General features: G+C 69.6%; 13 protein-coding genes. All 13 read left to right on the plus strand.

All coding sequences use genetic code 11. The features are described from left to right. Positions 1 to 57 precede the first annotated feature (57 nt). Positions 58 to 276, plus strand: a complete 219-nt coding sequence (gene rpmE, locus ACFYP3_RS00220) for a 50S ribosomal protein L31 (protein ID WP_030708126.1) — start codon at positions 58 to 60, stop codon at positions 274 to 276. A 117-nt stretch (positions 277 to 393) separates the two neighbouring features. Beyond that, on the plus strand, positions 394 to 1,473 hold the full coding sequence (gene prfA / locus ACFYP3_RS00225) for a peptide chain release factor 1 (RefSeq protein WP_388824371.1): 1,080 nt from the start codon (positions 394 to 396) through the stop codon (positions 1,471 to 1,473). Between the two features lie 51 nt (positions 1,474 to 1,524). Further along, positions 1,525 to 2,370, plus strand: a complete 846-nt coding sequence (gene prmC / locus ACFYP3_RS00230; protein ID WP_388824374.1) for a peptide chain release factor N(5)-glutamine methyltransferase — start codon at positions 1,525 to 1,527, stop codon at positions 2,368 to 2,370. Between the two features lie 49 nt (positions 2,371 to 2,419). Next, the gene (locus ACFYP3_RS00235) at positions 2,420 to 3,067 is read left to right on the plus strand and encodes an L-threonylcarbamoyladenylate synthase (protein ID WP_388824377.1); all 648 of its coding nucleotides are present in this window, start codon (positions 2,420 to 2,422) and stop codon (positions 3,065 to 3,067) included. Beyond that, on the plus strand, positions 3,064 to 3,696 hold the full coding sequence (locus tag ACFYP3_RS00240; protein ID WP_388824380.1) for a protein-tyrosine-phosphatase: 633 nt from the start codon (positions 3,064 to 3,066) through the stop codon (positions 3,694 to 3,696). The genes ACFYP3_RS00235 and ACFYP3_RS00240 overlap by 4 nt, the downstream gene beginning before the upstream one ends. Positions 3,697 to 4,011: 315 nt before the next feature. Continuing rightward, a complete protein-coding gene (gene glyA / locus ACFYP3_RS00245; protein ID WP_388824383.1) occupies positions 4,012 to 5,241 on the plus strand; it encodes a serine hydroxymethyltransferase in 1,230 nt (409 codons plus the stop codon). 104 nt (positions 5,242 to 5,345) lie between these two features. Continuing rightward, entirely contained in the window at positions 5,346 to 6,692 is a 1,347-nt protein-coding gene (locus tag ACFYP3_RS00250) for an MraY family glycosyltransferase (RefSeq protein ID WP_388825194.1), read from the plus strand. 274 nt (positions 6,693 to 6,966) lie between these two features. Continuing rightward, positions 6,967 to 7,404 carry a hypothetical protein gene (locus ACFYP3_RS00255; protein ID WP_030708140.1) on the plus strand — a complete coding sequence of 146 codons (438 nt, stop codon included), beginning with the start codon at positions 6,967 to 6,969 and terminating at the stop codon, positions 7,402 to 7,404. Between the two features lie 213 nt (positions 7,405 to 7,617). Continuing rightward, positions 7,618 to 8,454 (plus strand): F0F1 ATP synthase subunit A, encoded by an 837-nt coding sequence (gene atpB / locus ACFYP3_RS00260; protein ID WP_037805558.1) that lies wholly within the window; start codon positions 7,618 to 7,620, stop codon positions 8,452 to 8,454. Between the two features lie 81 nt (positions 8,455 to 8,535). Continuing rightward, on the plus strand, positions 8,536 to 8,763 hold the full coding sequence (gene atpE, locus ACFYP3_RS00265; protein ID WP_030386954.1) for an ATP synthase F0 subunit C: 228 nt from the start codon (positions 8,536 to 8,538) through the stop codon (positions 8,761 to 8,763). Between the two features lie 41 nt (positions 8,764 to 8,804). Beyond that, on the plus strand, positions 8,805 to 9,347 hold the full coding sequence (locus ACFYP3_RS00270) for a F0F1 ATP synthase subunit B (protein ID WP_388824388.1): 543 nt from the start codon (positions 8,805 to 8,807) through the stop codon (positions 9,345 to 9,347). After that, on the plus strand, positions 9,344 to 10,159 hold the full coding sequence (locus ACFYP3_RS00275) for a F0F1 ATP synthase subunit delta (RefSeq protein ID WP_388824391.1): 816 nt from the start codon (positions 9,344 to 9,346) through the stop codon (positions 10,157 to 10,159). Before ACFYP3_RS00270 ends, ACFYP3_RS00275 begins: the two co-directional genes overlap by 4 nt. A 129-nt stretch (positions 10,160 to 10,288) precedes the next feature. After that, the gene (gene atpA / locus ACFYP3_RS00280) at positions 10,289 to 11,884 is read left to right on the plus strand and encodes a F0F1 ATP synthase subunit alpha (protein ID WP_365480922.1); all 1,596 of its coding nucleotides are present in this window, start codon (positions 10,289 to 10,291) and stop codon (positions 11,882 to 11,884) included. Positions 11,885 to 11,886 lie beyond the last annotated feature (2 nt).

The following is an 11,886-nucleotide window of genomic DNA, read 5'->3' on the forward strand; positions in this document are numbered from 1 at the left end:
ACGCAGTGCGCAATTCGGCTCCTGCGACCCGGCGCCCTCCCGAATCTAGGAGACACCTTGAAGCGCGATGTTCACCCCGAGTACGTCGAGACCCAGGTCAGCTGCACCTGTGGCGCGTCGTTCACCACCCGTAGCACCCTGACCGAGGGCTCCATCCGAGCCGAGGTCTGCTCCGAGTGCCACCCGTTCTACACGGGCAAGCAGAAGATCCTCGACACCGGTGGCCGCGTGGCCCGCTTCGAGGCGCGCTTCGGCAAGGGTGCGGCCAAGAAGTAGCGCGACCCAGGCGCCGGTCACCGGCCGCCCCCTGTCCACTCGGGGGCGGCCGGACCGGCGCCTTTGTCGTCGTCTCGCCAAGTCACCCCGTTCGTACTTTCACCACAGGAGCCCCCGATGTTCGAGGCGGTCGAGGAATTGGTCGGCGAACACGCCGATCTTGAGAAGAAGCTCGCCGACCCTTCGGTCCACTCGGATCAGGCCAACGCGCGCAAGCTGAACAAGCGCTACGCGGAGCTGACCCCGATCATCGCGACCTTCCGTGCCTGGAAGCAGTCGGCCGAGGACATCGAGACGGCCAAGGAGTTCGCGGCCGACGACCCGGACTTCGCCGCCGAGGTCAAGGAGCTGACCCAGCAGCGCGAGGAGCTCACCGAGAAGCTCCGTCTGCTGCTGGTCCCGCGTGACCCCAGCGACGACAAGGACGTGCTCCTGGAGGTCAAGGCGGGCGCGGGCGGCGACGAGTCGGCGCTCTTCGCCGGCGACCTGCTGCGCATGTACCTGCGCTACGCCGAGCGGGTGGGCTGGAAGACCGAGATCATCGACGCCACCGAGTCCGAGCTCGGCGGCTACAAGGACGTCCAGGTCTCCGTCCGCACCAAGGGCGGCAACGGCGCCACCGAGCCCGGCCAGGGCGTGTGGGCCCGCCTGAAGTACGAGGGCGGCGTGCACCGCGTCCAGCGGGTTCCGGCCACCGAGTCCCAGGGCCGCATCCACACCTCCGCCGCCGGCGTGCTCGTCACCCCGGAGGCCGAGGAGGTCGAGGTCGAGATCAACATGAACGACCTCCGCATCGACGTGTACCGCTCGTCCGGCCCCGGCGGCCAGTCCGTCAACACCACCGACTCGGCCGTCCGCATCACGCACCTCCCGACCGGTGTGGTCGCCTCCTGCCAGAACGAGAAGAGCCAGCTCCAGAACAAGGAGCAGGCCATGCGCATCCTGCGCTCGCGCCTGCTGGCCGCCGCCCAGGAAGCCGCCGAGCAGGAGGCCTCCGACGTGCGCCGCAGCCAGGTGCGCAGCGTGGACCGGTCCGAGAAGATCCGTACGTACAACTACCCGGAAAACCGGATCTCGGACCACCGGACCGGTTTCAAGGCGTACAACTTGGACCAGGTGCTCGACGGTGACCTCGACCCGGTCATCCAGGCCTGCGTGGACACCGACTCCGCAGCCAAGCTCGCGGCCGCGCACTGACCTGATCCCCGCTCCACCCCCCCCCGTTCGACAGCAGCCCGGAGGACCAGCGTGAACTTGCTGCTTGCCGAGGTGGCCCAGGCCACCCAGCGGCTGGCCGCCGCCGGCGTGCCCTCACCGCGTTTCGACGCGGAGGAGCTCGCGGCCTTCGTGCACGGCGTCAAGCGGGGGGAACTGCACCACGTCAAGGACGCGGACTTCGACGCCCGCTACTGGGAGGCCGTCGCCCGCCGCGAGGCGCGCGAGCCGCTCCAGCACATCACCGGCCGCGCCTTCTTCCGGTACCTGGAGCTCCAGGTCGGGCCCGGGGTGTTCGTGCCCCGTCCCGAGACCGAGTCGGTCGTCGACTGGGCCATACACGCCGTCCGGGCGATGGACGTGGTCGAGCCGATGATCGTGGACCTGTGCACCGGCTCCGGCGCCATCGCGCTCGCCATGGCGCAGGAGGTGCCGCGCTCGCGCGTGCACGCGGTCGAGCTGTCCGAGGACGCCCTGCGGTGGACCCGCAAGAACGCCGAGGGCTCCCGGGTCACGGTCCACCAGGGTGACGCCCTGAGCGCCCTGCCGGAGCTCGACGGCCAGGTCGACCTGGTCATCTCCAACCCGCCGTACATCCCGCTCACCGAGTGGGAGTACGTCGCCCCCGAGGCCCGCGACCACGATCCGGAGATGGCGCTCTTCTCCGGCGAGGACGGCCTCGACACCATCCGCGGCATCGAGCGCACCGCCCACCGGCTGCTGCGACCCGGCGGCATCGTCGTCATCGAGCACGCCGACACCCAGGGCGGCCAGGTCCCGTGGATCTTCGCCGAGCAACGGGGCTGGGCCGACGCGGCCGACCACCCGGACCTCAACAACCGTCCCCGCTTCGCGACCGCGCGCAAGGCACTGCCGTGACCGGCGCCACGATCCCCGCCACCCCCCTGCTGCACGAGGAGGCCCGCTGATGGCCCGGCGATACGACTGCAACGACGCGACGGACCGTAAGACGGGTCTGCGTGAAGCCGCATCCGCCGTGCGCCGCGGCGAGCTCGTCGTGCTGCCCACCGACACCCTGTACGGGATCGGCGCGGACGCCTTCAGCCCGGAGGCCGTCCACGACCTGCTCGCCGCCAAGGGGCGGGGCCGCGGCATGCCCACCCCGGTGCTCATCGGCTCCCCGAACACCCTGCACGGCCTCGTCACGGACTTCTCCGAGCAGGCGTGGGAGCTCGTCGACGCCTTCTGGCCGGGCGCGCTGACGCTGGTCGCCAAGCACCAGCCGTCCCTGGCGTGGGACCTGGGGGACACCTTCGGCACCGTCGCCGTCCGCATGCCCCTGCACCCCGTCGCGATCGAGCTGCTGACCGAGGTCGGCCCGATGGCGGTGTCCTCGGCCAACCTGTCCGGGCAGCCGGCGCCCGAGGACTGCGACGCCGCGCGCGAGATGCTCGGGGACTCCGTGTCCGTGTACCTGGACGGCGGCCCGACGCCCGGCATCCAGCCCTCGTCGATCGTCGACGTCACCGGGAAGGTTCCCGTCCTGCTGCGGGAGGGCGCGCTCAGCGCCGAGCAGCTGCGGGAGGTCGTACCCGACCTCGAGGTCGCCCCGTGAGCCCTGAGGGGCGTGGCATAGCTGGGGGAAACACTTTCCGCATACTCCACGTCAGCACCGGCAACGTGTGCCGCTCGCCGATCACCGAGCGGCTGACGCGGCACGCCCTGTCGCACCGGCTGGGCGGGATCGTCACCGGCGACCTCATCGTGGAGAGCGCCGGTACGTGGGGCCACGAGGGCGCCCCGATGGAGGCCAACGCGGCCGCCGTCCTGGCGGACTTCGGGGCCGACGCCTCCGGTTTCACCGGGCGCGAGCTGCTGGACGAGCACGTCATACGCGCCGATCTCGTCCTGACCGCCACCCGTGACCACCGGGCGCAGGTCATCTCGATGGGCCACTCCGCCGGCCTGCGGACCTTCACGCTGAAGGAGTTCACCCGGCTGGTGCGGGCGATAGATCCGGCCACGCTGCCGCCGCTCGACGACGGCATGGCGGAGCGCGCGCGGGCGCTGGTGCGGGCCGCCGCGGCGCTGCGCGGGTGGCTGCTGGCGCCCTCGCCGGACGCCGACGAGGTGTACGACCCGTACGGCGCGCCGATCACCTTCTTTCGCTCGATCGGCGACGAGATCAACCAGGCGCTGGACCCCGTGGTCACGGCCCTGACGGGCGTCACGGCCGCGCGCTGACCCTGCCGGGCCCGCCGGGGGCTCCGCAGGTCCCGAGCCTCAAGCGCCGGCCGGGCTCAAAGATCGGGGCTCCGCCCCCAGCCCCCGCGCCTCAAACGCCGGCGGGGCTGAAATGTGTCGGCGGGGCTGAAAGATCGGGGCTCCGCCCCGGACCCCGCGCCTCAAACGCCGGCGGGGCTGGATGTGTGCCGGCGAGGCTGGATCTGTGCCGGTGGGGCTGGATGTGTGTCGGCGGGGCCGGACGTGGCGCCGCAGGGCGGGGTGAGGGTCGCGGGCCTACAGTGGCTGGTACCCGGTACCACCTGGAGTCGTGCCATGAGCGTCCTCACCCAGCCCACGGACCTGCTGCGGCAGCAGGATCCGCAGATGGCCGACGTGCTCGACGGGGAGCGGCGGCGGCAGGCCGGCAGCCTGCAGCTGATCGCCGCCGAGAACTTCACCTCCGCCGCCGTGCTGGCCGCGCTGGGGTCGCCGCTCGCCAACAAATACGCCGAGGGGTACCCCGGCAACCGGTACCACGGTGGCTGCGAATACGCCGACCTGGCCGAGCAGACCGCCGTGGAACGGGCCAAGGCGCTGTTCGGGGCCGAACACGCGAACGTCCAGCCGCACTCCGGCTCCTCCGCCGTGCTGGCCGCGTACGCCGCGCTGCTGCGGCCCGGGGACACCGTGCTGGCGATGGGGCTCCCGTACGGAGGGCACCTCACCCACGGCTCGCCCGCGAACTTCTCCGGGCGCTGGTTCGACTTCGTCGGGTACGGGGTCGACGCCGAGACGGGTCTCATCGACTACCGGCAGGTGCAGGACCTCGCCCGCGCGCACCGCCCCAAGGCGATCGTCTGCGGGTCCATCTCCTACCCCCGCCACCCCGAGTACTCGGCCTTCCGGGAGATCGCCGACGAGGTCGGGGCCTACCTGATCGCCGACGCGGCCCACCCGATCGGGCTGGTGGCCGGCGGGGCCGCGCCCAGCCCCGTGCCCTACGCCGACGTCGTCTGCGCGACCACGCACAAGGTGCTGCGCGGACCGCGCGGCGGGATGGTCCTGTGCGGCGCCGAGTTCGCCGAGCGCATCGACCGGGCGGTGTTCCCGTTCACCCAGGGCGGTGCCCAGATGCACACCATCGCCGCCAAGGCCGTGGCCTTCGGCGAGGCGGCCCGGCCGGCCTTCACCACCTACGCCCACCGGGTCGTCGCCAACGCCCGGGCGCTGGCCGGCGCCCTCGAAGAGCACGGATTCACCCTCACCACCGGCGGCACCGACACCCATCTGATCACCGCCGACCCGGCGCCGCTGGGCATGGACGGTCCGACCGCGCGCGGCCGGCTGGCCGCCGCGGGGATCGTCCTCGACACCTGCGCCCTCCCGTACGGGGACCAGCGCGGGGTCCGGCTGGGCACGGCGGCGGTGACCACCCAGGGGATGGGCGAGGCGGAGATGAGCAGGATCGCGGCGCTGTTCGCCGCGAGCCTGCGCGGGGACGGCGCGAAGACCCGTACGGAGGTCAATGAGCTGGCGCAGGAATTTCCCCCTTACGGGGAGTAAGTGGGACAAGAGGGGCGTAGTGGAACCGGGATACGGGCCCCTCGCGTCCTCTGGGGAGGGGACATCGCAGCTAATGTGTGGGGCTGAGATGGCCGGCGATACATCTGGGGCAGCCCGTGCGTGAATATCTGCTGACGCTTTGCGTCACGGTCGCGGTGACCTACCTGCTGACCGGGCCCGTGCGGAAGTTCGCGATCGCGGCCGGGGCCATGCCGGAGATCCGTGCCCGCGACGTGCACCGAGAGCCCACGCCACGGCTGGGCGGCATCGCCATGTTCGGCGGTCTGTGCGCGGGCCTGCTCGTCGCCGACCACCTGCGCAACCTCAACGGCGTCTTCGAGCTGTCGAACGAACCGCGCGCCCTGCTCTCCGGCGCGGCCCTGATCTGGCTGGTCGGCGTGCTCGACGACAAGTTCGAGATCGACGCCCTCATCAAGCTCGGCGCGCAGATGATCTCCGCCGGCGTGATGGTCATGCAGGGCCTGACGATCCTGTGGATCCCGGTCCCCTTCTTCGGCACGGTCGCGCTCACCCAGTGGCAGGGCAACCTGCTCACCGTGGCCCTCGTGGTGATCACCATCAACGCGGTGAACTTCGTCGACGGCCTCGACGGCCTGGCCGCCGGCATGGTCTGCATCGCCGCCGCGGCGTTCTTCCTGTACGCGTACCGGATCTGGTTCGGCTACGGCATCGAGGCGGCCGCCCCGGCCACCCTCTTCGCCGCGATCCTGATGGGCATGTGCCTCGGCTTCCTGCCGCACAACATGCATCCCGCGCGGATCTTCATGGGCGACTCCGGCTCGATGCTGATCGGACTGGTGCTCGCTGCCGCCGCCATCTCCATCACCGGCCAGGTGGACCCCGACGCCCTCGCCCTGTACGCGCAGGGCGAGCGCAACGCGACGCACGCGATGCTCCCCGTCTTCATCCCGCTGATCCTGCCCCTGACGATCATCGCGATCCCGATGGCGGACCTGGTCCTGGCCATCGTGCGGCGTACGTGGAAGGGCCAGTCGCCCTTCGCGGCCGACCGCGGACACCTCCACCACCGGCTGCTGGAGCTCGGGCATTCGCACAGCCGCGCGGTCCTGATCATGTACTTCTGGTCGGGGCTCATCGCCTTCGGCACGGTGGCGTATTCGGTGCATTCCGCCACCATGTGGATCGTGCTCGCGATCGCCGCGCTCAGCGCCCTGGGCCTGATCCTGTTGCTCCTGCCGCGCTTCACCCCGCGCACCCCGCGCTGGGCGGAGGGTCTGGTTCCGCCGCGGTACCGGCACGCCGCACGGGCGGCCGAGGCGGCCGCGGAAGCGGCCGCACTGGATGCCTCGGGCGCGGAGCCGCAGCCCGCCAGGCCGATCGCGGCGGGCGTCTCCGGCGTCAACGGGGCGACCGCCGTGGGCCCCCGTTCGCGCTTCCCCGACCGGCGTAAGGCTGAATCCACCCGCTGACAGCCGCGTCGCATGTCGGACATGGATGCCCTTTACCAGACAACCCGCACGCCTGTCGCGCACACACGCGCAGGGTCCCTCTCATGTGTGACAGTGAGCACACCGGGCAGGTAAAGCTCTCATCAAATAGTTTGTGATACCGTTCACTAAACCCGGCGACAGAGCCGAAGGACCGTAGTGCGACGGCCCCTTGGCCCGAGGTTCCCTCTCGGACCGGGCTTACGCTCGTCCCGTACGAGTCCCGTGCCCCCACCACCACGCGGAGCAAACCGCCATGCGGTCAGATGACGTCCGATCCCTCCTGCAAGCCGCCGTACCCACGGCTGTCGCCGGCGCTCTCGCCGCAGCGATCAGCGCGTTGGTCGTCGGGGGCAAGGGCGCGGTCGGGGCCGTCGTCGCGACGCTGGTCGTGATTCTTTTCATGGGCATCGGATTCGTCGTTCTGCAGCGCACGGCGAAGTCACTCCCGCACCTTTTCCAGGCCATGGGGCTCATGCTCTACACGGCCCAGATCCTGCTGCTTTTCGTGTTCGTCGCGGTGTTCAAGAACACCACCCTGTTCAATCCCAAGGCCTTCGCCATCACGCTCGTCGCCACCACCCTGGTGTGGATCGGCGCGCAGACGCGTGCTCATATGAAGGCCAAGATTCTTTACGTCGAACCGGACTCGGTGAAGGGCGACAAGCCCGAAAATCCGGGGCCGAAGTCGTGAAGGGTAGGGCCGGGATAAGCGGGCGTTCGAGATCCTGCTATCGTCCGGTGCTGCCAACTGCGGCACTGCGGGCGCGGGCATCTGAGCTGACGCCTGTCCCATCGCGAGGCTCGATGCCTGACCGCCGCCCCCACACCCGTAACACCAGTCCAGTGCCGAACAGCGGCTGTCCGCCGCGCCGACACAACGAGGTTGCCGTACCTATGCGCCACGCTGAAGGAGCCCGCGGTGAGTGCTGACCCGACGACGGTGCTCGCCTTCGAGACCGACTGCCACATCTTCGACGGTTGTGGCTTCCCGGCTCCCGGCCTGCACTCGTTCCTGTTCCAGCCGATCTTCGGCGACGCGGACAGCAACTTGTACTTCAACAAGACGATGCTGCTGGCCCTTCTCGGCTCCGTCATCATCGTCGGCTTCTTCTGGATGGCTTTCCGCAAGCCGAAGGTCGTCCCGGGCAAGCTGCAGATGGTCGCCGAGGCCGGCTACGACTTCGTGCGCCGCGGCATCGTCTACGAGACGCTCGGCAAGAAGGAGGGGGAGAAGTACGTCCCCCTGATGGTCTCCATCTTCTTCTTCGTCTGGGTCATGAACCTCTGGTCGATCATCCCGCTCGCCCAGTTCCCGGTGACCTCGATCATCGCGTACCCGGCCGGCCTCGCGCTGATCGTCTACGTGATCTGGATGAGCGTGACGTTCAAGCGCCACGGCTTCGTCGGCGGCTTCAAGAACCTGACCGGCTACGACAAGTCGCTCGGCCCGGTCCTCCCGCTCGTCATGGTCATCGAGTTCTTCTCGAACGTCCTGGTCCGGCCCTTCACCCACGCGGTCCGACTGTTCGCGAACATGTTCGCCGGTCACACCCTGCTGCTGCTGTTCACCATCGCCAGCTGGTACCTGCTGAACGGGATCGGCATCGCGTACGCGGGCGTCTCGTTCGTCATGGTCATCGTGATGACCGCGTTCGAGCTCTTCATCCAGGCTGTCCAGGCGTACGTCTTCGTCCTCCTGGCCTGCAGCTTCCTCCAGGGCGCGCTCGCCGAGCACCACTGAGCCACGCCCGCCCCGCTCAGCACCCCGTATTCGTCCGGTGGCCAACCCCCACCGGTCCGTGAAAGAGAAGGAAGAACTGGCATGTCCCAGACCCTTGCCGCCGTCACCGGCTCCCTCAGCTCCGTTGGTTACGGTCTCGCGGCCATCGGCCCCGGCGTCGGCGTCGGCATCATCTTCGGTAACGGCACGCAGGCCCTTGCCCGTCAGCCCGAGGCTGCCGGTCTGATCCGTGCCAACCAGATCCTCGGCTTCGCCTTCTGTGAGGCGCTCGCCCTCATCGGTCTGGTCATGCCGTTCGTCTACAGCTGACGAACCGCGATCACTAGTCCGAACCGACGAAAGGCACTGATGTGAACCTCCTGGTTCTCGCGGCTGAGGGTGGAGAGAACCCCCTCGTTCCGCCGATCCCCGAGCTCGTCATCGGTCTGATCGCCTTCGTCATCGTCTTCGGTTTCCTCGCGAAGAAGCTCCTCCCGAACATCAACAAGGTTCTGGAAGAGCGCCGCGAGGCCATCGAGGGCGGTATCGAGAAGGCGGAAGCCGCTCAGACCGAGGCCCAGAGCGTCCTGGAGCAGTACAAGGCCCAGCTCGCCGAAGCCCGGCACGAGGCCGCGCGCCTGCGCCAGGAAGCGCTGGAGCAGGGCACTGCGCTCAAGGAAGAACTGCGCGCAGAGGGCCAGCGGCAGCGTGAGGAGATCATCGCTGCCGGCCACGCCCAGATCCAGGCGGACCGCAAGGCCGCTTCCCACGCGCTGCGTCAGGACGTGGGCAAGCTCGCCACCGATCTGGCCGGAAAGCTCGTCGGCGAGTCCCTTGAGGACCACGCCCGACAGAGCCGCACCATCGACCGCTTCCTCAGCGAGCTTGAGGAGAAGGCCGAGGCGGCCCGATGAACGGAGCGAGCCGCGAGGCGCTGGCCTCCGCGCGTGAGCGTCTCGACGCGCTGACGGACAACACGTCCGTCGACGCGGCGAAGCTCGCCGATGAGCTGGCCGCCGTCACCGCGCTGCTCGACCGTGAGGTCTCGCTGCGTCGGGTCCTCACCGACCCGGCGCAGTCCGGCGAGGCCAAGGCCGAGCTGGCCCGGCGGCTGCTCGGCGGCCAGGTCGGCGGGGAGACCCTCGACCTGGTGTCCGGCATGGTCCGGTCCCGCTGGTCGCAGTCCCGCGACCTGGTGGACTCGCTGGAGGAGCTGGCGGCCACCGCCGACCTCACGGCGGCCCAGCAGGCCGGCGCGCTCGACGACGTCGAGGACGAGGTGTTCCGGTTCGGCCGGATCGTCTCCTCGAGCCCCGAGCTGCGTTCCGCGCTGACCGACCGCGCGGCCACCGCCTCCGCCAAGAGCGCGCTGCTGCGCAGCCTGCTCGGCGGCAAGGTGAACGCCGTCACCGAGCGCCTGGTGATCCGTCTTGTCACGCACCCGCGTGGACGTAGCCTGGAAGCGGGACTCGAGTCCCTTTCCAAGCTCGCCGCCGAGCGCCGTGACCGCATGGTCGCCACCGTGACCAGCGCGGTTCCGCTCAGCGACGTGCAGAAGGCACGCCTCGGCGCGGTGCTGGCCAAGCTGTACGGCCGCCAGATGCACCTGAACCTCGACGTGGACCCCGAGGTCCTCGGCGGGATCTCGGTGCGAGTCGGCGACGAGGTCATCGACGGCACCATCGCGGACCGCCTCGCAGAGGCGTCCCGCCGCATGGCCGGCTGACCAGCCACCAAAAGAACAAAGCATTCCTAGCGGCCCGGTTGGGCCGTGCAGAACTTGCAGAAGATTCCTGGGGGTCGCCCCCAGACCCCTAAGAAGCTTCAGGCCCAACAAGGAGAGCAGGGAACCCAGATGGCGGAGCTCACGATCCGGCCGGAGGAGATCCGGGACGCACTGGAGAACTTTGTCCAGTCGTACCAGCCGGACGCGGCCTCGCGCGAGGAGGTCGGAACGGTCAGCGTTGCCGGCGACGGCATCGCGAAGGTGGAGGGCCTGCCCTCCGCCATGGCGAACGAGCTGCTGAAGTTCGAGGACGGCACCCTCGGTCTCGCCCTCAACCTCGAGGAGCGCGAGATCGGTGCGGTCGTCCTCGGCGAGTTCAGCGGTATCGAGGAGGGCCAGCCGGTGCAGCGCACCGGTGAGGTGCTCTCCGTCGGCGTCGGCGAGGGCTACCTCGGCCGCGTCGTCGACCCGCTCGGCAACCCGATCGACGGTCTCGGCGAGATCGCGACCGAAGGCCGCCGCGCCCTCGAGCTGCAGGCCCCCGGCGTCATGGTCCGCAAGTCGGTCCACGAGCCGATGCAGACCGGCTACAAGGCCATCGACGCGATGGTCCCCGTCGGCCGCGGCCAGCGTCAGCTGATCATCGGTGACCGCCAGACGGGTAAGACCGCCCTGGCCGTCGACACGATCATCAACCAGCGCGACAACTGGCGCTCCGGCGACGTGAACAAGCAGGTTCGCTGCATCTACGTCGCCATCGGCCAGAAGGGCTCGACCATCGCGTCCGTTCGCGGCGCCCTGGAAGACGCCGGCGCGCTCGAGTACACGACGATCGTCGCCGCCCCGGCGTCCGACCCGGCCGGCTTCAAGTACCTGGCGCCGTACACCGGTTCCGCCATCGGCCAGCACTGGATGTACGCCGGCAAGCACGTCCTGATCATCTTCGACGACCTGTCGAAGCAGGCCGACGCCTACCGCGCCGTGTCGCTGCTGCTGCGCCGCCCGCCGGGCCGCGAGGCCTACCCGGGTGACGTCTTCTACCTGCACTCCCGTCTGCTGGAGCGCTGCGCGAAGCTGTCCGACGACATGGGTGCCGGTTCGATGACCGGTCTGCCGATCGTCGAGACCAAGGCGAACGACGTGTCGGCGTTCATCCCGACCAACGTCATCTCCATCACCGACGGCCAGTGCTTCCTGGAGTCCGACCTGTTCAACGCGGGCCAGCGCCCGGCGCTGAACGTCGGTATCTCGGTCTCCCGTGTCGGTGGTTCCGCCCAGCACAAGGCCATGAAGCAGGTGTCCGGCCGTCTGCGCCTGGACCTCGCCCAGTACCGCGAGCTGGAGGCGTTCGCCGCCTTCGGTTCCGACCTGGACGCCGCTTCGAAGGCTTCGCTGGAGCGCGGCAAGCGCCTGGTCGAGCTGCTGAAGCAGGGCCAGTACCAGCCGATGCCCGTCGAGGAGCAGGTCATCTCCGTCTGGGCCGGCACCACCGGCAAGATGGACGACGTCCCGGTCAACGACATCCGTCGCTTCGAGTCGGAGCTGCTGGAGCACCTGCGCCGCGAGCGCAAGGACCTCCTCACCTCCATCGCCGACGGCGGCAAGATGTCGGACGACACCCTGACGTCGATCGCGGACGCCATCGCTTCCTTCAAGCGCCAGTTCGAGACCTCGGACGGCAAGCTCCTGGGCGAGGACGCACCGGCCGTCAACGTCTCCAAGTGACG

It is taken from the genome of Streptomyces sp. NPDC005533, from assembly GCF_042871845.1.
Lineage (GTDB): Bacteria > Actinomycetota > Actinomycetes > Streptomycetales > Streptomycetaceae > Streptomyces.

Excerpts from the sequence above, each read along its gene's own strand:
- ACFYP3_RS00275 (WP_388824391.1), top strand. The coding sequence starts at position 9,344 with ATGAACGGAGCGAGCCGCGAGGCGCTGGCCTCCGCGCGTGAGCGTCTC.
- atpE (WP_030386954.1), top strand. The coding sequence starts at position 8,536 with ATGTCCCAGACCCTTGCCGCCGTCACCGGCTCCCTCAGCTCCGTTGGT.
- glyA (WP_388824383.1), top strand. The coding sequence starts at position 4,012 with ATGAGCGTCCTCACCCAGCCCACGGACCTGCTGCGGCAGCAGGATCCG.
- ACFYP3_RS00235 (WP_388824377.1), top strand. The coding sequence starts at position 2,420 with ATGGCCCGGCGATACGACTGCAACGACGCGACGGACCGTAAGACGGGT.
- ACFYP3_RS00255 (WP_030708140.1), top strand. The coding sequence starts at position 6,967 with ATGCGGTCAGATGACGTCCGATCCCTCCTGCAAGCCGCCGTACCCACG.
- prfA (WP_388824371.1), top strand. The coding sequence starts at position 394 with ATGTTCGAGGCGGTCGAGGAATTGGTCGGCGAACACGCCGATCTTGAG.
- atpA (WP_365480922.1), top strand. The coding sequence starts at position 10,289 with ATGGCGGAGCTCACGATCCGGCCGGAGGAGATCCGGGACGCACTGGAG.